This window comes from Paenibacillus sp. Cedars (assembly GCF_003184205.1).
GTDB lineage: Bacteria > Bacillota > Bacilli > Paenibacillales > Paenibacillaceae > Paenibacillus_AQ > Paenibacillus_AQ glucanolyticus.
This window is the reverse complement of record NZ_CP020866.1, coordinates 3,939,350-3,961,606: the sequence shown is the minus strand read 5'-3', so window position 1 is coordinate 3,961,606 and position 22,257 is coordinate 3,939,350. Positions and strand designations below refer to the sequence as shown.

The 22,257-nt window shown below is 51.6% G+C and carries 15 protein-coding genes; 8 read left to right on the top strand and 7 right to left on the bottom strand.

Annotated features, from left to right (window positions below):
* The first annotated feature begins 2 nt into the window (after nt 1-2).
* The 5 genes from B9D94_RS20020 (at nt 3) to B9D94_RS20000 (ending at nt 12,415) form a co-directional block, all read left to right on the top strand.
* Nucleotides 3-3,125 (top strand): alpha-mannosidase, encoded by a 3,123-nt coding sequence (locus B9D94_RS20020; protein ID WP_148247817.1) that lies wholly within the window; start codon nt 3-5, stop codon nt 3,123-3,125.
* A gap of 22 nt (nt 3,126-3,147) precedes the next feature.
* Nucleotides 3,148-4,467: a glycoside hydrolase family 125 protein gene (locus B9D94_RS20015; RefSeq protein ID WP_036637969.1), complete on the top strand. Its 1,320-nt coding sequence runs from the start codon at nt 3,148-3,150 to the stop codon at nt 4,465-4,467.
* Nucleotides 4,464-7,604 carry a beta-galactosidase gene (locus tag B9D94_RS20010; protein ID WP_148247816.1) on the top strand — a complete coding sequence of 1,047 codons (3,141 nt, stop codon included), beginning with the start codon at nt 4,464-4,466 and terminating at the stop codon, nt 7,602-7,604. The genes B9D94_RS20015 and B9D94_RS20010 overlap by 4 nt, the downstream gene beginning before the upstream one ends.
* A gap of 21 nt (nt 7,605-7,625) precedes the next feature.
* The gene (locus tag B9D94_RS20005) at nt 7,626-10,361 is read left to right on the top strand and encodes an alpha-mannosidase (protein WP_006209141.1); all 2,736 of its coding nucleotides are present in this window, start codon (nt 7,626-7,628) and stop codon (nt 10,359-10,361) included.
* 137 nt (nt 10,362-10,498) lie between these two features.
* On the top strand, nt 10,499-12,415 hold the full coding sequence (locus B9D94_RS20000; protein ID WP_006209142.1) for a beta-N-acetylhexosaminidase: 1,917 nt from the start codon (nt 10,499-10,501) through the stop codon (nt 12,413-12,415).
* Between the two features lie 67 nt (nt 12,416-12,482).
* Here the strand turns inward: B9D94_RS20000 and B9D94_RS31070 are convergent, their stop codons facing one another.
* Entirely contained in the window at nt 12,483-12,644 is a 162-nt protein-coding gene (locus tag B9D94_RS31070) for a hypothetical protein (protein WP_006209143.1), read from the bottom strand.
* Nucleotides 12,645-12,796: 152 nt separating this feature from the next.
* Here B9D94_RS31070 and B9D94_RS19995 point away from each other — a divergent pair, with 152 nt between their 5' ends.
* On the top strand, nt 12,797-13,180 hold the full coding sequence (locus B9D94_RS19995; protein ID WP_006209144.1) for a VOC family protein: 384 nt from the start codon (nt 12,797-12,799) through the stop codon (nt 13,178-13,180).
* A 50-nt stretch (nt 13,181-13,230) separates the two neighbouring features.
* Here the strand turns inward: B9D94_RS19995 and B9D94_RS19990 are convergent, their stop codons facing one another.
* Nucleotides 13,231-13,698, bottom strand: coding sequence for a L,D-transpeptidase (locus B9D94_RS19990; RefSeq protein ID WP_228030151.1), 468 nt, complete (start codon nt 13,696-13,698; stop codon nt 13,231-13,233).
* Nucleotides 13,699-14,166: 468 nt separating this feature from the next.
* On the opposite strand from B9D94_RS19990, the gene B9D94_RS19985 reads away from it, so the two are divergent.
* Nucleotides 14,167-14,952: an ABC transporter ATP-binding protein gene (locus B9D94_RS19985; protein WP_006209146.1), complete on the top strand. Its 786-nt coding sequence runs from the start codon at nt 14,167-14,169 to the stop codon at nt 14,950-14,952.
* 1 nt (nt 14,953) lies between these two features.
* Nucleotides 14,954-16,585 (top strand): hypothetical protein, encoded by a 1,632-nt coding sequence (locus B9D94_RS19980; protein WP_148247815.1) that lies wholly within the window; start codon nt 14,954-14,956, stop codon nt 16,583-16,585.
* A 516-nt stretch (nt 16,586-17,101) separates the two neighbouring features.
* On the opposite strand, the gene B9D94_RS19975 is transcribed toward B9D94_RS19980, so the two are convergent.
* Genes B9D94_RS19975 through B9D94_RS19955 form a run of 5 tightly spaced genes read right to left on the bottom strand, consistent with a single transcriptional unit; the run spans nt 17,102 to nt 22,174 of the window.
* Complete coding sequence (locus B9D94_RS19975) at nt 17,102-18,238, bottom strand: M20 family metallopeptidase (RefSeq protein WP_076152099.1); 1,137 nt, start codon at nt 18,236-18,238, stop codon at nt 17,102-17,104.
* A 16-nt stretch (nt 18,239-18,254) separates the two neighbouring features.
* Nucleotides 18,255-19,073 carry an ABC transporter permease gene (locus tag B9D94_RS19970; RefSeq protein ID WP_006209151.1) on the bottom strand — a complete coding sequence of 273 codons (819 nt, stop codon included), beginning with the start codon at nt 19,071-19,073 and terminating at the stop codon, nt 18,255-18,257.
* Nucleotides 19,070-19,933 (bottom strand): ABC transporter permease, encoded by an 864-nt coding sequence (locus tag B9D94_RS19965; protein WP_006209152.1) that lies wholly within the window; start codon nt 19,931-19,933, stop codon nt 19,070-19,072. Before B9D94_RS19965 ends, B9D94_RS19970 begins: the two co-directional genes overlap by 4 nt.
* Nucleotides 19,934-19,936: 3 nt before the next feature.
* On the bottom strand, nt 19,937-21,037 hold the full coding sequence (locus B9D94_RS19960) for an ABC transporter ATP-binding protein (protein WP_063479014.1): 1,101 nt from the start codon (nt 21,035-21,037) through the stop codon (nt 19,937-19,939).
* Nucleotides 21,038-21,073: 36 nt separating this feature from the next.
* Nucleotides 21,074-22,174, bottom strand: a complete 1,101-nt coding sequence (locus tag B9D94_RS19955) for an extracellular solute-binding protein (protein ID WP_148247814.1) — start codon at nt 22,172-22,174, stop codon at nt 21,074-21,076.
* Between the last annotated feature and the right edge of the window lie 83 nt (nt 22,175-22,257).

Genomic DNA, 22,257 nt, shown 5'->3' with positions numbered 1-22,257 from the left:
GGATGGAACGCATTAGGCGATTTATACGCGAATTGTCGGAGCGCCAGTGGCTTGAGTCGAGAGAACTCAAGGGGTGGGATATTACGCGGACCACTTATATGGTTCCGGGCGTGTATGAAGACTCAGCCCCTTTTGCCGAAGGACATGACTTCAACAGATTCCCGAGCACGCAGGGCACAACCTATTTCTTTCGAATGAGCCTTGAGCTGCCCCCGCAGTGGGCAGATGGCGCGATAGGGCTTCTGTTTCAGTCCGGAGGCGAAGCTTTGCTGCGTGTTAACGGAGCTTCGTATCAGGGTTTGGACCGCAATCATACGTTTGTAACGCTTGATCCGAAGCGCACCGGCATGAACATGGAGCTGGAAATCGAATTATACGATCCGATTCCGGAGCCCGTGGATCCGCTCAATCAGCAGGCTGTCATCCAGCCTCCGATTACCCGAGTACAGAGTCTGCTTGTCAACGTGAACGTGCCTGTTCAGAGTCTGATGTACACTGCAACTGTTATCAGGGATTCGGTTATACTGCTGCCGGACAACGATATGCGGCGCATCCGATTGATGGAGGCCTTGTATCAGGCGATGGATCGTTTTGTAAGTCTGAATGAGGCATCGATCATCGCAGGTGAAATGGTGACCGCGATTGAGCAAGAGCTTGTGCAGCAGGTTACAGCCATTGGCGGCCATGCTGAAGGAACCGAGCACATGGTCGGACAGTCTCATATCGACATCGCCTGGCTGTGGCCGGTCCGGGAAACCGTTCGAAAAACAAGCCGGACCTTCTCCACGGTGGACGCGCTGATGAATGAATACCCGGAATACAAATATGCGCAGAGCCAGCCCTTGCTGTATCAATTCCTGAAAGATCATGATCCCGAGCTGTACGAGAGAGTGAGGGCTAGAATCATGGAGGGACGCTGGGAACTGGTCGGCGGGATGTGGGTCGAGCCGGATTTAAACATTCCGAGCGGAGAGTCCCTCATGCGCCAGATGCTCTATGGACAGCGCTTCTATCAGGAAGAGTTCGGTTTGACATCACATATTGAATGGCTCCCGGATACGTTCGGATATTGTGCATCACTGCCCCAAATATTGAAGCATGGCGGCATTCGTTATTTCATGACAACAAAGCTCGGCTGGAATGATACGAATGTGTTCCCGTACGACTTATTCCACTGGGTGGGCATTGACGGAACACCGATGCTCTCCTATCTTAATCATGGCGTGAACGAGAACACACTGCCAAAAGATGTTCACGAGCATTGGCAGTCTTACCGGCAAAGACCCGTCCATCCGGAGCAGATGCTGCTCTATGGACACGGTGATGGCGGCGGGGGTGTGACTCGCGAGATGCTGGAATATATCAATCGGGCTAAGCTGATGGTTGGGCAGCCTGCCAGCAAGTACAGCACGGCCGCCGAATTTTTCGAAGGGATTGATGCCGCTTTGCCAAAGCTGCCGAAATGGCGCGGGGATTTATATCTTGAGCTGCATCGAGGAACCTACACAACCCACGCACGGAACAAGCGCTTTAACCGCAAGGCGGAAATCTTGTACCGTGAAGCCGAGTTATGGAGCTCGGTTGCATTCCCGTCGATGGGCGGTGGGCAGAGGCAGGAAATCGTCAGCGAGCTGCATGAGGGCTGGAAGCTGATATTTCTTAATCAATTCCATGATATTATTCCGGGCTCTGCCATTACGGAGTCTTATGTTACCTCTGAGAAGGAATATGCCGAGGTGTTCCGGAAGGGGAATCGCAGTCTCACCCAAGGGCTGCAGGTATTGGCCGGTCAGGCCGATACAGAAGGGGAAGGTCTACCCTATGTCATCTTCAATGGACTTGGATGGGAAAGAAATGGGGTCATTTCGATTGAGGGCGGACCGGAGCTTGTTAGCCACGCTCCCTATGATTCCGATGGAGCGCTGCTGCAGTATGATGTTCGGACCTTAGAGAGCGGCGAAGCCTTTCAGGGCTTGAACGTTTATGTTCAAGGCATCCCCGCGTTTGGTTACAAAACGATTTGGCTTAGACCCTCGGCAGGAAACGAGGCAGCGGCGGAGAAGTGTTCTACTGGACTTTCGGATGGCTGGGAAACGGAGTTTTATAAGGTCCGCTTTAACGCGCAGGGCGAAATCGTGAGTCTGTGGGACAAAGATGCGGAGCGGGAAGTGATTAAGCCAGGGGAAGCCGCAAATCGCTTCCACTTCTTCCATGACCGTCCGACCCTGTGGGATGCATGGGATATCGATACTCGCTATGAGGAGCAAATAGCCGATCAAGCGCAACTGATCGAGATGAGGCTGCTGATGGCGGGTGAAGTACAGGATGTGCTTCGTTTCCGTTGGCGCATCCATAACTCGGAGATCACGCAAGATTTGATTTTTTATCATCATGACCGGCGGATCGACTTCAAGACCTTTGTCAGCTGGAACGAATCGCACAAGCTGCTGAAAGTCGGCTTCCCGATCGCTGTTGTTGCCAATAAGGCAACGTATGAGATTCCGTTCGGTACTATTGAGAGACCGACCCATCGCAATACGAGCTGGGAGCAGGCGCAATATGAGGTCTGCGGACACCGCTTCGCCGATGTATCGGAGCATGGATACGGCGTCAGCCTCATCAATGACTGCAAGTACGGGTACGACATTCAGGACAGCACGATCCGGTTGTCCCTGCTGCGAGCGCCGAAATGGCCCGATGTTACAGCAGACCTGGGAGAGCATGAATTCACATATTCCCTGTATCCGCACGAAGGAGACTGGAGAAATGCCGGCATCGTTCGTAAAGCTGCCGAGCTGAATCATGAACTGCCATGCGTGCGAACAAGTTCGAAGCAGGGCATTCAGCCCTCTGTTCATTCTTTGATCCCATTCGAGAGCCAGCATGTTGTGCTGGATACGGTTAAACCTGCAGAGGACGGAACCGGTTATATTCTGCGATTCTATGAATCCGCCGGGGGTAGAGACGAAGTGAAACTCACTTGGCCTTATCCTTGCGAAACGGTCCATCTGTCCAATGCAATTGAAGAGGAACTCGAAAGGCTGGATACAGCAGAAGGAAGGTTAACCCTTCATTTCCTGCCGTATGAGATCAAGACCATCAAATTGACTACACAACATACCTAATCAAAAGGAGCCAGAACAAATCATGGAACAATTCAGACTCCCCAAAATACCAATGCCGGAGCTTGAGCTGCCGCAATCGATTCAGGCGGTTCTGCAAGAGGCCGAAGAAAAATTAGCACATCGTCCCAAGCTGCTGCAGCTGTTCAAGAACTGTTTTCCAAACACGCTGGAGACCACAACGAAGCTGATGGAGGACGGGACGACATTTGTCATTACCGGTGACATTCCGGCTATGTGGCTGCGTGATTCCGTAGAACAGGTGATTCATTACATTCCGTTTGCGAAGAATGATCCAGAGCTTCAGCGTATACTCAGCGGATTGATCAAGCGCCATTTCCAATATATTCATATTGATCCTTATGCCAATGCCTTCAATGAATCGGCGAACGACTGGCACTGGAACACAACGGATGAAACCGAAATGTCGCCATGGGTCTGGGAGCGGAAGTTCGAGATCGACTCGCTCTGCTTCTCTGTCCGCCTGGCCTACCTGTACTGGAAGGAAACTGGCCTGACGGACGTATTTGATGCAAACTTCAAGTCAGCGATGATCAAAATCATCGAGCTGTTTAAAACCGAACAGCATCATTTCGAGAAATCACCTTACCATTTCACGCGGGACAACGGCATACCTACCGATTCCTTGCGCAACAACGGACTTGGCATGCCGGTTAACTATACGGGCATGATCTGGTCCGGCTTCCGTTCAAGCGATGATGCCTGCGATTTTCATTACAATATTCCAGGGAATATGTTCGCCGTTGTAGCCCTGCGTCAAATGCAGGAATTTGCGGAATGGGTATTCCGTGATATGAAACTGCTTGATGAGCTGAAGCGCCTTACAGCCGATGTGGATCACGGGATTCAGTTATACGGTATTTACCGTCATCCGGAGTTTGGCCCGATTTACGCTTATGAGACTGATGGTTATGGGAATTACTGTCTGATGGATGATGCAGGCACGCCCGGTCTGATGTCTATTCCGTATCTGGGTTATGTGACTGCAGATGATCCGATCTATCAGAACACCAGACGATTTGCGCTGAGCAAAGAAAATCCTTTCTATTACGAGGGGGCAGTTGCCAAGGGAATTGGCAGTCCGCATACGCCGCCGGATTATATTTGGCATATGGCATTGTCCATGCAGGGAATTACGGCGCAGACGGCAGAAGAGAAGCTGGAGATGATCGCGCTGCTGGAAGCGACCGATGCGGATACCGGCTTCATGCATGAGGGCTTCCATGCCGATGATCCTAAAGTCTTTACTAGATCATGGTTTGCCTGGTCCAACAGCCTGTTCTCGCAATTGGTGTACCAGGCGATGAAAGCAGGGATTCTATGAGTGAACGCCTGATTGTATTCTATGATCCGTCCTTTCCGGCAGCTGAAGCTGCCGGACTGCCGGTATCGGCAGCCGGTCTGGATATGTTCGATTCCGTGTGCGGCGCAGAGAACTTGGCTGAAACGCTGGCAGCAGCAGGGGGACAAGGCGTTAGCTTTGTCAATTTACACGCTCCGTACTTTCCGAAATCCGCCTGGAGAGCCATCCTGGACTTTCTGAGAAATGGCGGCGGCTTGGTCAGTGTTGGGGGTGCCCCATTCAAACGTCCCGTCCGTATGGAGGACGGTGCCTGGGTGGTAGAGCATGAACAGACGGCATATCATCAGCAGCTGAACATTCATGAGGCGCTGCCTGTGGATTGTGGGCGCGTGAATGATTTGATCGCGAGTGAAGATATTCCGCTGATGGAGAACAGTCACAAACGGTTTACCGTTAAGGATACATGGAACTTGGTTCCGCATGTTACCAAGAGCAGCGATCTGCCTCACCAGATGGGCTCGGCAGGACCGATGGATACGCGGATTTATCCGCTCCTTAAGGGATGTACAGCCAAGGGAAGGCAAGTCGCTGCTCCTGTAGTTCTGTGGGAGAACGTTGGCGGGCCGTTTCTGGGAGGTCGCTGGTTGTTTGTAAATCAACCTCTCTCCGCCTCCTTCTGGGAACAGGATGGGGGAGAAGAGGTGCGCCGGTGGGCGGCGTTCTGCGCCAAAGGGATTACCGAGCTGTGGATCAAGCCGAATTATGCAACCTATGAGTCCGGCGAGCGCGCGACCCTGACCCTGCAGGCACAACGGATGGGGCGGAATCTGCCTGTCCATGAGCCGCAGAGCTGGACGTTCCGCATCTCGGTTCAGCATGACCTGGATGAAGCTCCGGTATGGAATCATTCCGTAACCGTTGATGTAACTGGACAATTTCATGTACAGCGCATTCCGGTTGCGCTTGATATCAAGCCGGGATCTTATCGGGTGTTGTGTGAAGCCGAAGGTCCGGATGGAGAAATCCGCAGGCTGAGACAAGGCTTCTGGGGAGCTGATCATGAGCTTTTGGAGACTGGAACGCCAGTTACCTGCAACCGGGATTACTTTATCAAAGATGGCCGCCCGCTGCCTGTTGTCGGGATGACTTACATGACGTCCGATGTCGCGCGTAAGTTCCTGTTCCTTCCGAATACGGATGTGTGGGATCGCGATATGGCGCAAATGCGCAATGCCGGCATCAATTGGATTCGTACCGGGATCTGGACCGCTTACCGCAATATCATGCAGGTGGACGGGCATGCATCCGAAGAGGTTTTGCGTTCGATTGACGCCTTCCTGTTAACGGCGAAGAAGCATGATCTGCAGGTCACGTTTACGTTCTTCTCCTTTACACCGGAGACTTGGGAAGGACAGAATCCTTACCTTGATCCGCGAAGCGTGGAAGCGCAGAAGCGGTTTATCCGCTCCATTATCACAAGGCATAAAGCTACGAAGAACGTGGACTGGGATTTGATTAACGAGCCTTCCATGTTCGATCCGCCGCAGATCTTCTCGGACGGTCCTCGTTCAGCTAAGGATTCGTTCGAGCAGCAAGCGTATATCGATTGGCTGAAGAAGCGTCATGGCTCGGTTGAGTCTCTGCAGGAACGCTGGAACATGACTTCCGATCAGCTGCCGGCATTCGAGTCTGCGGTTCCTCCGGGACCTGAAGCCATTAATTTCGACGTTCAAGATATGCATCAAGGGAAAAAGGGCACCCAGTGGCTCGATTATGTACTCTTCTCGATGGACATGCACAACCGCTGGGCGAAGGAACTATATGATGATATCAAAGCGGTATGCCCTGACCATATGGTTACGGTTGGACAAGATGAGGCCTTAGGAGCACAGCGTCCATCCCCGTTCTTCTATGCGGAGGCTGTGGACTATACAACGGTTCACTCCTGGTGGTTTAACGATTATCTGATCTGGGACGGCATATTTGCCAAAACGCCGGATAAACCAAACCTCATTCAGGAAACGGGCATCATGTACGTGGAAACACCGGATGGCCGGGCGAAGCGGAGCGAAGCCGAGCTTCGGAACCTGCTGGAGCGCAAATATGCGTACGCCTTCTCAACAGGCGGTGCAGGCGCCGTTCATTGGATCTGGAACACAAACTTCTACATGGATAATGCCAATGAATCGCATATCGGAGCTGTCCGCGCTGACGGGACGGAGAAGCCGGAAGCGGATGTGTCGTATGATTTTGGCGCATTCATGGAGGGCATCCGGGACTTGTTTAAGGGACGGAAGCTTGAAGAGACAGCGGTCATTTTCCCATACTCGAACGATTTCTCGAACCGGAAGTTTGCTTTTGAAGCAACAACGAAGGCGACACGCGCCCTGGCTTACGAGCTGAATGTGCCTTTCCGCGCGGTTGGAGAGTATGATCTAAGCTCGCTGCGGAGACATCCGGTGAAATTCATCGTTCTGCCGAGTGCTCATAATATAGATGACCGGGCGTTTGCCGAGTTGATGGATATCGTAAAAGAAACGGGAGCTACGCTCCTTCTGACCGGACCTGTCGGTCTGGATGCATATTGGCATCCGGTCGAGCGAATGACGGCAGAGCTGGGACAGCGCAAAGTGGTGAATGTGCGCCGGGAAGAGAGCTTGCGTATCGGGGATGCCACATGGCCCGCGTCATACGGTCATCGGAAAATCGCCGAGCTTAGTAAGGAAATTGTGATCAGCAGCGACGTACATTCAACCGATGAGGCTGGCGACGCCGTCATCGAGGTCAAGCTCGGTGCCGGACGCCTTCTCTGGAGTCCGCTTCCCGTTGAGTTGAATGACCGGATCGATACCCTATCTGCACTGTATCGATACGCATTGGAGTTATCTGCTGCCGACACGGGGCTGATCTGGAGCCAAGGTGGAGACCATTCCGGCGTATACGGGCGCAAGGTAACGTTTGAAGAAGGGGCACTCTTCGTATTCGGTTCAGAGCAATCGTGGGATACGAATGTCGAAGTGAAGGATCCTTCAACAGGTCTTATCTATTCATTTATGCTTGAGGCGGATCGCTCGGTACTGTTCGCAGTGGATGCAAGCGGGGACCTGTTATCGGTGTACCGCCCGGATGAGGTTGGAATTACCGTATCGAAAGGCTAACATAAGGGGGACTACGTAGAGATGGATCAATCCAGAAAAGCACATATTATTTCTCATACTCACTGGGACCGCGAGTGGTATTTACCGTATGAAAAGCACCATGTACGGCTGATCGAGCTCATGGACAGCTTGCTCGAGACGATGGATAAGGACTCGGAATATCGCAGCTTTTTCCTTGATGGTCAGACCATTATTATTGAAGATTATTTGCAGGTAAGACCCGAGAAGAAGGAGCAGCTTGAGAAGCTGATCACGGACGGACGCATCATCATCGGGCCTTGGTACATTCTGCAGGATGCGTATCTGACAAGCAGCGAAGCCAATGTGAGAAACATGCAGATTGGGCACCAGGATGCCGAGCGTTATGGCACGGTTGCCAAAATCGGTTATTTCCCTGATACGTTTGGACTTACGGGCCAAATCCCGCAGCTGATGCAACAGTCCGGTATCGATAACGCCTTCTTCGGCCGGGGCGTGAAGCCAACTGGCTTTAACAATACCGTTTCCGATAGCGGTTATGAGTCCTCGTTCTCCGAATTGATGTGGGAAGGTCCGGACGGCTCCAAGGTGCTGGGCATCCTGTTTGCCAACTGGTACAGCAACGGCAACGAAGTTCCTGTTGACGAAGAAGAGGCGAAGAAGTTCTGGGACCGCAAGCTGGCGGATGCCGAGAAGTATGCTTCCACGCCCGAACTGCTCTATATGAACGGTTGCGACCATCAGCCGATTCAGACGGATCTCCCGGAAGGCATCCGTACGGCGAAGAAGCTGTATCCGGATACGGAGTTCATTCACTCCAATTTTGATGATTACCTGAAAGCGGTTCGTGAGAAACTGTCGCAGGACCTGTCCTCCGTAACAGGAGAGCTGCGCAGCCAGCGGACGGACGGCTGGGGAACGCTCGTGAATACCGCCTCGGCTCGTGTATACCTGAAGCAGATGAACCAGCGCGGCCAGACCCTGCTGGAAAAAGTGGCCGAGCCGCTGGCGTCGTACGCAAGCCTGCTTGGCAAGGAGTATCCGCATCATCTGTTCACTTATGCCTGGAAAACGCTGATGCAGAATCATCCGCATGACAGCATCTGCGGCTGCAGCGTGGACGAGGTTCACCGCGAGATGGTCACCCGCTTCGAGAAAAGCGCCCACGTGGCCGAAAATATTGTGGATGACAGCGTCCGCGTGATCGCGGATGCGGTTGACACAACCGGATTCGAGCAGTGGGGCTCTGATCCGCTGCCGCTGGTCGTATTTAATACGACCGGATGGACACGCAGCGGTACGGTCAGCATCGAGCTGGACGCTAAGCGGCTCTATTTCCGGGAAGGCTACTCTTTGGAAGAAACGAGCCGCCGGATGAAGGAAATCGATTTGTCCGGCCGCGTTCTGGTTAACGCGCAGGGTGAATCAGTACCGTGTACCGTTGAAGATCTTGGTCTTCAGTTCGGATACGATCTCCCGGATGACCGGTTCCGCCAGCCTTATATGTGCCGCAGGGTCAGACTGACATTCGAGGCAAGCGAAATTGCAGCAATGGGTCTGACAACCTACGCATGGGTGAAAAGTGATAATAAGCCAACTCCGATTAAATCCCTGATCAGCCATTCCAACGTAATGGAGAACGAGCTGCTCAAGGTTGAGATCGAAGGGGACGGTTCCTTCACCTTAACGGATAAGAAGAATGGACAGGTATACCGCGATCTGGGTGTCTATGAGAATACCGGGGATATCGGTAACGAATATATGTATAAACAGCCGGATGGCGAAACGGCATTGACTACAAAAGGTCAAATCGCCAAAATTTCGGTCCTGGAGGATTCACCATACCGCGCTTCCATCGAAATCGTCCATAACTGGTCCATTCCGGCTATGGCCGATGGCAAGCTGGACGAAGAGCAGCATGAACTGGTGTATTACCCGAACCGCAAGGCCCAAAGATCAAGCGAGATGGTGCCGTTGTCCATACGTACCGTGCTCAGCCTGAACCGTTGCGGCAAAGGTGTCGAGATCGAAGCCACGATGGATAATCAGGCGAAGGATCATCGGGTGCGTGCGTTGTTCCCAACGGATCTGCAGGCAGCGTCTCATAACGTGGATTCCATGTTCGAAGTGGCGAAGCGGGACAACGAGCCGGCTGCCGAATGGGAGAACCCGAGTTATACGGCTCATCAGCAGGCCTTCGTGGATGTTACCGCGGCTGCAGCAGGCTTGACGGTGGCGAACCAGGGCTTGAACGAATATGAAGTGCTGCGTGACGGTCGCAACACGATCGCGGTTACACTGCTGCGCTCCGTCGGTGAGCTCGGGGATTGGGGTTACTTCCCAACGCCGGAAGCTCAGTGTATCGGCGTTCATACGGTTCGCATGGAAGTGATTCCGCACCAGGGCGACGGCATCGGTTCCGGCGCTTATGCCGAGGCTTACCAGTTCCAGATCCCATGGACGGTTGCTCAGACCGGAGTTCATGCAGGTACCGTTGCATCGACCTCCGCGCCGCTTGGATGGAGTCATGAAGAGCTTGCCTTCTCTTCCCTGAAGGTGAACCGGAAGTCAGGCGATCTGATGCTGCGCTGGTTCAATATGGCAGGCACGGATGCAGAGCTGAAGTTGCAATCTTCCCTGCCAACCCAAGGCGTTTATAAGAGCTCGATATTGGAAGAAGAGGGATCCGTTCAAAGCTTGGATGACAAGGGAAGCTGCACGCTGCCAGTCAAGCCATATGAGATTGTGACACTTGGTGTTAAAGTTTCGGCCGAGTAAGAAACCTAATATATAGGCTGGGAAGGATATTAGCTTCTCGCCTTGGCAAAGCCCGATTCCAAGATGAAGGGATCGGGCTTTGCTGTTTCACACAATGATAGACAGCATCTCAAAAATGGGATCATGGAGGGAATGACATGAAGATTCATTTTGATCACCTGTCTGGAAAACTGCTTGAAGGGATCAGCGAGCTTTCAGACATATTGGACATCTCCATTACAGACGGAGAAGGGATCAAGATTCGGGTCGTTCAGATGGAAGGTCCGATTCAGGTGGCGCTGAAGGATGGGCAGGGACTGATCCGTTACCAGGAGAGCATACACTTTTTCCGTGCGCTCGGTTTGTTTCTGGAGCAGGCCAGGGAGGGGGCTTTATTCGAGCTGACGGCGGAACCGAAGTTTGACTTTAACGGTACGATGCTCGACGTTTCCCGCAATGGCGTTCTCAAGGTGGCGGTGATCAAACAGTTTATCCGTTATATGGCGCTGATGGGACTGAACGGACTGATGATGTATACCGAGGATACGTACGAGGTAGAAGAGCAGCCCTACTTCGGATATATGCGCGGCCGGTATACAGCTTCGGAACTGAAGGAGTGCGACGATTATGCGGATTTGTTCGGCATCGAGATGATTCCGTGTATTCAGACCCTGGGGCATCTGCAGCAAGCGCTAAAATGGGGGTATGCGGCAGATATGAAGGACCATGCCGATATTCTGCTCGCAGGCGAGCCAAAGACATATGCTTTCATTGAGCAGATGATCACAGCCGCATCCGGCATGTTCCGTTCCAAGCGAATTCATATCGGCATGGATGAGGCATTCCAGGTAGGTCTTGGAAATTATCTGAAATTGAACGGGGTTCAGGACCGTTTCCAGATCATGAATGACCATGTCAACCGGGTGCTTGCCATCACCGATCGTCTCGGACTCGAGCCGATGATCTGGAGCGACATGTATTTTAATTTGCTGGCGAATGATTATCAAGGGGCGCTGTACAATGTAGATGCGGATTTCTCGGATGACAATATGAGCCGCATTCCAAAAGGCGTTCAATTTGTGTATTGGGACTATGGACGCCGTGATGAAAACGGATATGAACAGTTATATGAGAAGCATATGAGGCTGGGCTCCAAGCCGATTTTTGCCGGCGGCATCCATATGTGGAACAGTATCTGTCCCAACAACGGCAAGACATGGATGACCAGCCAGCCTGCCCTGCGTGCTGCCAAAACCAAGGGCATCCGCGAGGTGATTGCTACCGTCTGGGGAGATAACGGCAACGAAAGCAATCACTTGGTCATTCTTGCCGGTCTGCAGCTATTTGCCGAGCATGGATATGGCGATGAGGTTGATGATAAGCTTCTTACAAGGCGGCTTGCGGCCTGTACGGGCATCGATTTGTTTGAATCGCTGAACGCCCTGAAATATATGGATGAGGTTCCCGGCGTGTCGGAGGGCAATCACTGGATGGCGAACCCATCCAAATATTTATTGTGGCAGGATCCCCTGCTAGGGCTGCTGGACAAACATGTGGAAGGTGAAGCGGAAGCTGTGCTGCCCCAGCATTACGCTGGACTGGAGCGGAGATGGCGGCAATGCAAGGAGCAATTCCCGGCACCGTTCAGTCGTCTGTATGAATTTTATGAACGATTGGCATCGGTGCTTGTTATTAAAAGCACCCTCGGCGTTACGCTGAAAAAGTGGTATAAAACGGGACAAAAGGATCAGCTGGCTGAGCTTGCAGCAGCACCGGATTCCCCGTTGCTCGTGCTAAAGCAGCGCATCGAGGCGCTGCGGCTCTCGCACCGTGCGCTCTGGATGAACACGTATAAGCCCTTTGGCTGGGAGGTACTGGACCTCCGCTACGGGGGGCTGCTGGCACGAATCTCTTCCACACAGGATCGGCTTGCCGATTATGTGGATGGGCATATCGAAGAGATTGAGGAACTGGAAGCCGAGCGGCTGCCGTTCGATCAGAACGGACTTACCGGCAGAGTGCTGGAGGTTAACGTGACCTATCAGGCAGCAGTGACGGCGTCCTGCTTCATCTAAAGAAAAGCTGCTCTTCCAGAGTCTATGCGGACTCATGGAGGGCAGCTCTTTTTTGTGCAGGGTTTGTTTATGGTGTATCCTCTGGACCTTGTTCTTTCTCGTAAGCAATCAGTGTGATATCTTTGCCTGTGAGCTCGGCGATCTTCGTCTCGGCATCTTCAATCGCTTTTAAGGTGCCTTCATTTCCATTCAGTGATGCGATTTTGTATTCCTCGGAATGGATATCCATGGTGAAACTCCCCCCTTAAGTGGTTGATTCATGTTATATAATGTATAAGGTATCCTTTAGGATGGAGATACATACCTCGATTCAAATGAAGTATGATAAGGCTGGCAGACCATCATAAAGCATTTATTCCGCTTACAAGTGAGGTGTGATACATGATTCAATATGTAGGACTGCACCATGTCAGTTTGGCCGTTCGGAATTTGGAAAAAGCCAAGGTGTTTTACTCGGAAGTCCTTAAGTTCCGCGAGCTGCGGCGTCCGCCGTTTACATCCAAAGGGGTCTGGTACGCGGTGGGGGATCAGCAGCTCCATCTGCTGGAGCATCCGATCAGCGATACGCTTCGCGAGCGCGGAATCGATACGACGGACGGGCATTTTTCCATCTGGGTGAAGAGCTACCGCGAAACCAAGGAATGGCTGGACCGAATGGGTGTTGAATATACTGCCAATCCCGACAGCGTTGCAGGTTTTGCGCAAATTTTCGTGCTGGATCCAGATCGCAACATTATAGAGTTTGGAGCTGCGTATGGCTCATAGAAATTAAAAAAGCCAAACACCGTCAAGTGTTCAGCTTCTAAGCTTTTGGATTATTTTTGGATGAGGACAGGGGTGTTCATTTTGACCTTGTCGTAGAGCCAGCGCACGTCCTTATTATGCATGCGAATACATCCGGCGGATACGTATTTTCCAATCGAATTCGAATTGTTGTTCCCGTGGATCGCATAGGCGTAACTGATCCTGCCGTTGACCTTCACGTTAATGCCCAGCCAGCGGTCCCCCAGCGGATTGCGCGGATCTCCGCCCTTGATGCCTTCCTTGTAGTAAGGTCTGTTTTTTACCTTTTCATGGATTTTGAACAGGCCTTCCGGCGTGTAGGAGGGCTTTTTGCCTGTGGCGACGGGGAATGTTTTAATGACCTTTCCCTTCTCGTAATACGTCAGCTTGTTGGTGGATTTATCAATGACGATAAATTGTGCATACGAAGCGTATTTACTGTCCAGTTTCTGCCCTGAGGCGGCATGGGTCAAGTTAGGGAGAAAGAAAACCAGCAGCAAGGTAAAAATTAGTATGCGGTTGATGCCCTTTATGATGTCCGATCACCTCTTTTCGTTCTCCCCCATATATATGCGGTTATTCGCGAATGTTGACGAAATTGTTCACACTTCGAAAAATAGAACAAGTTGTTTTCAAAGAGGGCTGTAGAGGGCAAGGCGGGACAATCTATTTAAATCTGGTAGCGAGCTTGGCTGTGACATAAGACTTTGTGAGACAAGCTCAGTGCATGATCGAATCTTGACGATAAGAATTTGTGTTACCCTTTCATGATAAAGTTGTCAAGCTGCATGAATGGATCGGCTTGTGCATGAGGGCAGCTCCAGACAGAGCTTGTACCGGGTGTTTGGCATCATATTTTGCATATGGGGATTTTGCAGAGCGAATATGAATGAAAGGTTGATTTTCCTGAGCTCCCATAATAAGGTAGGTATGTGAAGACAATGAGAGAATAGGAGAATTCGTATACGATGTCTACAGATGAAGTGTTATCGATTCAAGATCTGCGCATGAAATATGATAATCGTTATGTATTGAACGGCATTGATCTGGAAGTGCGCCGCGGCGAGATGATTGGTTACATCGGTCCGAATGGAGCGGGAAAGAGCACAACGGTTAAGATTATGCTGGGACTGGTTGAGGGTTACACGGGGACCGTTCGCATATTCGGGCAGGATATTTCCGATGGGAATATCGACTATAAACGGAGAATCGGGTATGTGCCGGAGGTCGCGGAATTGTACGATCAGTTAACGGCAGCCGAATATTTGACTTTTACAGGTGAATTGTACGGACTTACATATGATACTGCGGATTATAAGGCCAAACATTTAATGGATTGCTTTGGTCTGGACAAAGCTTATCACTCGCGGATTGCTACATTCTCAAAGGGGATGCGGCAAAAAGTACTGCTGATCTCGAGCCTGCTGCATGACCCGGATTTGTTATTCCTTGATGAGCCATTAAGCGGGTTGGATGCGAACAGTGTCATGGTGGTTAAAGAGGTTCTCGCCCAATTGTCGGCTCAAGGCAAGACGATCTTTTATTCCTCGCATATCATGGACGTTGTTGAGAAAATCAGCAGCCGCATCGTTCTGCTCGCCGATAGCCGGGTCGTAGCGGATGGAACGTTCAAGGAGCTGCAGCAGCATTCACATGAAGGCTCCTTGGAAGAGGTATTTAATCAGCTGACAGGTTTCCATGATCATGCCCAGATTGCTGAGCGGTTCGTATCGATCGTTCGGGAGGAGAGCTGACATGCCGGGGCCGGAATCAACCTTTCGAATGCTTAAGATTTTGGACCGATTTCAAGGCGTGATCTCCAGAACGGGTGTGGACTATGAGGTCCTGCGCCGTATATTACATGTCAAACTCATCATGGACTCAAGGCGGGCCCCTGTCATCTTGTCCTCAGTCAATCGGAAGAAGGAGGAGCAGGACAAGAACCTGTTTGTCAGCTCTCTCTGGATGTACGGCTTGATCGGGCTCGTCCTGACGCCGTTTGTGTTCTGGAGCGATCCGGAATATCTACTGCCGATGAGCCTTTTATCCGCAATCTTAATGTTTCTGATTATGACCTCCATGATTTCGGACTTCTCCTCGGTGCTGCTGGATGTGCGCGACCGAAGCATACTGATGACCAAGCCGATCGACGGTCGAACGGTCGGTCTGGCCAGATCGATTCATGCAGGTATTTATTTGCTTCTTTTAACCGGGGCTCTTTCGGCCGGCTCCCTGGTCGTTGGATTGATCAAGCACGGCGTTGGATTCTTTTTAATCTATATCCTTGAGATGATCCTGATGAATATGCTCATCCTTGTGAGTACTTCCATGATTTATCTGGTGCTGCTGAAATATTGGGACGGAGAGAAACTGAAGGATCTGATCAATTACGTGCAGATTGGTCTGTCCGCCACGCTGGCCATCGGGTATCAGTTTGTGATTCGTTCCTTTGATCTGATTGATTTCAATCTGGTGTTTACACCGGCTTGGTGGCAAATCCTGCTTCCGCCAGTATGGTATGCGGCTCCTTATGAGTGGCTGTTTGGCGAGGGGGGCGGGTGGCTGATTCTTCTCTCGGCATTGGCCGTATTTGTCCCGATTCTGCTTATGATGATATATGCCCGCTTGATTCCGTCATTCGAGTTGTATCTGGAGAAGCTGGCTCACAGCGAAGCGGGAAAAGGGCGGGAGCGTGGAAAGTTTGACCGGTTCTTGGCCAGATGGGTATGCCGATCGCGCACGGAGCAGGCCTGTTTCCGGTTGTCTGCCAGCATGCTTAAGAACGAGCGAGAATTTAAGCTTAAGGTGTACCCTACTTTAGGGTTAGCCGTGCTGCTGCCTTATTTATTCTTTTTCTCCACAATCCGTAATTCCTCATTCGCGGAAATCGGCAGAGGATCATCCTATTATGTGCTGTATGTTATGCTCATCATGGTTGCTACGGTCGTGATGATGCTGAAATACTCGGGCAAGCCCAAAGCCTTCTGGCTGTTCGGGTCAGCCCCGATGCCGAGCATGACCCCCTTGTACAAAGGGGCTTTAAAGGCGTTTGCCATCAAAATATTCCTGCCGCTGTTCGCTGTGAATGCGGTGGTGTTTGTCATCATATTCGGTATGCGAATCCTGCCGGATATTCTCATTGTGCTGCTTACCGGATTGATGTTGATCCCGTTATCAGCCAAGGCTATGCTGAGGACTCCGCCATTCTCCCAAGCGTTTAATATGGCTCAGCAGAAGGAAGGCTGGTGGGTTCTGGTCTACTTCATTGTTGTAGGCGGATTCATCGGTTTGCATTATGCAAGCAGTACCATTGCTTATGGCATTCCGGCCTATATCGTTGTATTGCTCGCTGTGAATGGATGGGTATGGACCAAGCTGTACAAGTAAACAGCGGAATGTTCGGGTAACGATCCGAGACTGGATGAAGCGGGCTTCGGGCTGCGTTACGAGGACAACATATAAATCAGCTGCCGGGCAATAGAACACAGGCTGCAGGGCTGCATGAAGCAATTCGGTCAGTGAAGACGAGTCCAGGCTGACTCCCCAGTCACCTTGACTCCACCTGTCTGGCATATATGGAGCCGTAGCTTGGGTCGAAGGAGCCTCAAGATCATAGGATTCCCGTAATCGATCCAACGTTTGCTGGTCGAGTGGACTGTCGCTATTTGCATAGGTGGTTAACCAACTCAATGTAAGGAATAGAACTGTTAAGTTTTGCAGGATTTTGGTTCGCATGGCGTTTCTCCTTAGGCTGTCATTTCCAGTCAAAACTAACATACACAAAAACAGACCTGCTCACAAGGCTCTAATCCTATTGTAGGACTGGAGACGGCAAAGGAGAGGGGCATCCGAGATGGATGCCCCTTCTTTGATTTCCTATGTATCGTACTAGATACCGCTATTTTATACCCGGACCAGTATGCCGGCCAGAAGCGCAGCGCGTTTAGGGATATCGGCAATCAACACATATTCGTGAAGGGCATGGGCCCCGTCGCCGCGGGCGCCCATGCCATCCAGTGTCGGCGTGCCGCATGCGGCAACAAAGTTGCCGTCGCTGACTCCGCCCGTGCTGGTATCCGGCAGAGGCAGATTCAGTTCTTCCTCGGCAACCTGTTGTGCCAAATGATACAGATTCATAATCGCCGCCGTTCGTTCCATGGGCGGCCGATTCATCTGCCCTTCGATCTGCAGGCGGATCTCCGGGTGGATTGGAGCAAGCTCTTGCATTTTATGTGCCATTCGGTTGAAATCCTCCATCGTTTCTACCCGGATATCGATATAGGCTTCCGCCTGGGGGGCAACGACATTGGAGCCGATTCCTCCGTTTACGATGCCGACATTGACATGTATGCCGCGCTTGTCATCACTCAGTTCCTGGAGGCTCAGAATGTGGCGCGCCATCTCGTGGATCGCCGATACGCCGGCAGCCGGATTAACCCCGGAATGAGCGGCACGACCTTCGATTTGGAGATGGTAGCGACCATTTCCTTTGCGAGCCGTTTTGACGGCGCCTTCCGGTTCCATCGGCGGCTCCAGCACAAAGGCGGCCTGGCTGGAGCGGGCATGCTCCTCGATCCAGAGGCGGGAAGAAGGGCTTCCAATTTCCTCATCGCTGTTAATCAACAGAATAAAGGTAACATCGGCAGGGAGCCTTCCCATCTCCTGCACCACCTTTAAGGCAAATATGGCTTGAATGATCCCGGCCTTCATGTCCAGAACCCCCGGACCGTAGGCTCTGTCTCCCTCGATACGAAACGGCCTTTGCGCGCATTCGCCTGCGGGCCACACCGTGTCCGCATGTCCAATGAGCAGGATGCGCCGCTGCCCGCTGCCGACATGAATCTCCAGGCGGTCGGCATATTCTTCGTTTGGAACCCGGATAGCCCTGGCATCCAGATGTGAGAGGCATATATCTTCATACCAGTCGATCATTCGGTCGGTTAAGTCTTTACGCTGGGAAGGCGAATCCATGTTGACGCTTTGCTCTAGCAGCCGGAGCATTTCCGGGAGCAGCAGTTCCAGTCGGGTTACCCATTTCATATCCGTTCTACCTGCCTTAATGAGCGTGTGAGTTGGAGCCAAACAAACGATCCAAGCCGTATACGCGCTCTAAGATGAAAATAAATACCAAACTCAGCAAGATCACGATAGAGGATATCGATGCAACGAGCGGAGTTAACGATTCCTGCATGTAGTTGAAGATAGCCATCGGCAATGTTGTTGTGGACGGCGAGATCATAAAGAGTGACACGGTGACATTATCGAATGAGGTCAGAAACGCAAACACACAGCCGGAGAGCACCGCTGGGCGGATCAGTGGAAACGTAACGTCCCAGAAGGTCCGCAGCGGGTTTGCCCCAAGAATGGATGCGGCCCGTTCCAAAGTATAATCAAAGGTGCTGAGTCCCGTATAAACCAGTCGTACAACGTAAGGCACAGAAATCAGAATATGGGACAATAGCAGACCGAGGAACGTGCCTGCAAGCCCAATGCGTGTGAAGAACAGCAAAGCCGCAATGCCGATGATCAGTGCCGGAACCGTCAGCGGTGATAACAGCAGGGAACTGATGACGCCTGAGCCGCGGGGCTTGTACTTGTGCAATGCCAGTGCAGCCAGCGTACCGATGACGGTTGCGATAACGGCGGTAATGATAGCAAGCTGCAGGCTGAACCCGAACGACTCGATGAACTCCGGACGGTCGAATATTTTCTCATACCACTGGAGCGAGAACCCCTGCGGCGGGAACCGCAGGACACCCGTCGACGTAAACGACGTCGGGATGATGATCAGCAATGGGGAGATGACCATCAGCACGACAAAGAACGTGATGATGCCAAGCACGGAGGGTCTGCGAGATTTTTTTTCACGAATCATGATGAGAACACCTCCTTATAACGCTTCGTTTCCACCAGCTTGGTAAATAGCGTGACCAAACCGATGGTTGAACCGAGAAGCAGGAATGCAATGGCAGCTCCAAGGGACCAATTGAGTGATGCCATCATCTGCTCATAAGCCAGCACCGGCAGTACTTTTACTGAGGTGCCACCCATAAGGGCTGGCGTGACGAAAGAGCTCATAGCCAGGCTGAACACGAGTGTTGTTCCGGCAAAAATGCCGGGAATGCTCAGAGGCAGCGTGATGCTGAAGAATTGTTTGAATCGTGTTGCGCCGAGAATGCCGGCTGCCTTGTACAGGGATGAGTCAACAGCATACAGGCTCGTGGAAATGGCCAGGACCATATAAACGATCAGCGAATCGGATAATCCAATCACAACACCAAGCTCATTGTACAGCAGCCGCAGCGGTTCGGAGATGACATCTAGCGACATTAACGTATTGTTGATAAAACCGTTGTTGCCCAATATCACGACCCAGCCGAAGTTGCGGATGACTACGCTGATCAGATGAGGGGAGATGATGAGAAATGTTATAAGACCCCGCATTTTCGGCGTAGCCTGAGCCATGTACATGGCAACCGGGAAGCCAAGGACGAGACAAACGCAAACCGTATACAGACTAAGCCTCACGGTTCTCCACAGAATCTGCACATAATAGGTATCTTTAAAGAGATGCGCATAGGATGCCAGTGTCCAGGCTCCTTGTCCCATGTCCTCGCGCAAGCTGATCATTAACATGTAGAACATAGGCAGGATGAACACACCCAGAATAATGATAAGTCCGGGTACCAGCAGCAAGGTGGCAATGAAGCCCTTGGATCGGAGCAGGGAGTTCATAGGCTATGCCTCCTTTGCTGGAAAAGCACTCACATGCTGGGAGTCCCAGCTTAGCTGGACGAATTTATTTTCAACCAGGTGAAGGTGCGGAGCGATGCCGGTTCGAACGGTGATCAATTGACCATGGCATTCTACGATAACTTCAACAATCGAACCGAGGAAGGAAACCAGCCTCACGATGCCAAACACGGTATTCATGCTGGGGGGTGGAGCGTCTCCCACCACTTCCTGTATGACAATATGCTCAGGTCTGACATAAGCCACGGCAGCATCTCCTGTTAACTCCTGCCGCGAATGGCGGTCTGCCTGCAGGAGGATCCCTTCCTTAGTTGCAAAATGCCACAGGTGTTCGTCTGTAGCGGCAAGCTTGACCTGAAAGCGGTTGGACTTGCCTACGAATTCGTGCACGAAGGGTGAAGCCGGCCTCTGGTAGATTTCTTCCGGTGTTCCGATCTGCTCTACCCGTCCATGATCCAGGACAACGATTCTATCGGACATGTACATGGCTTCTTCCTGGTCGTGGGTAACAAAAATGGTCGTGACTTTGAGCTCCTGCTGGAGCCGTTTCATCTCTTCGCGCAGCTCTTCCCGGAGCTTGGCATCGAGGTTGCTCAGCGGCTCGTCAAGGAGCAGTACCGAGGGCTCGGTTACCAAGGCGCGGGCAATCGCAATGCGCTGGCGCTGGCCGCCGGACAGCTGTTTGGGATAACGATCAGCCAGGTGGGGAAGCTTGACCAGCTCCAGCACTTTGTTCACTCTGGCAGCAATCTCGGATTTGGGGATTTTTCGCAATTTCAAGCCATACGCCACGTTTTCTGCAACTGTCATATGCGGAAACAAGGAGTATGTTTGAAACACCATGCCAAGATCACGTTTATTTGAGGGAACACCGTTCATCGGCTTGCCCTTGATCGTCAGGGTGCCTCCGTCAGGCTCCAGAAAACCAGCCAGCATATTCAATGTTGTTGTCTTGCCGCAGCCGGATGGACCGAGAAAAGTGACACATTCCCCGCGCTCCACCTGAAGATTAAAATCGTCTACCACCACGGTGCTGCCGAAGCACTTGCGGATCTGATGCAGTTCAACGTCATACTCCTTCGTCATCTGTGTTTCCTCCGATTCTGAATCTTCGTATCGAACTTATTTGCCTACAAGCGGAGCGATGTCTTTATTGAAGGTTTCCAGCCAGGCTTGCTTGTTCTCGCTGATTACACCGTAATCGAAATTCACAATTTTGCTCTTGTCAAAATTGATCAGACTGCCGATGTCGTCCGGAAGCGTAACGTCCATGACCGGGTTGTAATACAACTTTGTGGCAAACAGGGTTTGAATCTCATCGGTCAGGATAAAATCGATAAATGCCTTAGCCGCTTCAGGATTCTTCGCTCCCTTTACGATGGAAGCAACGGTTGGCACGATGTTTGCTCCTTCTTCCGGAATGACAAATTCCAGGTCGACACCCGCATCCTTCTGCACGATGCTGCGCGCCATGGTCCAGGCGGTGTATGCAGCTGTCTCATCCTGCAGATTCTGCTGGATTTGAGCGGCTGTTTTGGCGAATGTCGGCATATAAGAAGCAATCGTTTTCAATTGTTCAAACCCTTGCGTCATATCGGCTTCCGAGCCGCCGTTGGCATATGCCAGCATGATCGTTGCCGAACGGCCGAAATTACTCGACATTTCAGTAAGCGTTATATTGTTTTTCATTTCGGGGAGAGTCAGATCGTTCCATGATGCTGGAACGGGGAGGTTCTTACTCTGAATCAGCTTGGCATTGTAAGAGATCCCCATCGGGGTGTAATTGATGGTCACGCCGCTGTTCTCTGAGACTCTGAAGCGGTCATCGATTTTGGACATATTCGGGATTTCGTCCGCATTCAAGGCTTCCCAGAGTCCTTCAACGCGACCTGCTTCTTGTTCGCTGCCCTCAATAAATGCAATATCAATTTGGGAGGAACCCTGCTGAGCTTTCACCTTGGCAACAATGTCCGTCGCGACGCCGGCCACGTAGGTTAGTTTGACATCCGGGTATTTTTCATTGAATTTCTTGAAGATTTCATCTTTGAACAGGGATTCTACCGTTGCACCGTTGCCGGCAAAAACCAGTTCACCGGAGATGGTGGAACCTTCCGCTGACTCGGCACCGCCGTTTGAAGCCGTTTTTGCGCTTCCGCATGCGGATAACAGCGAGGTGGAGAGTGTTAAAGCGAGAATGATAGAAGCAAGGCGACCTTTTTTCACAATGATTCCCCCTTATTATTTGTTCACTATTAGAGAACGATGTTTTATAATAGTGAAATATTGTTTTTGATTTTAACATAGCA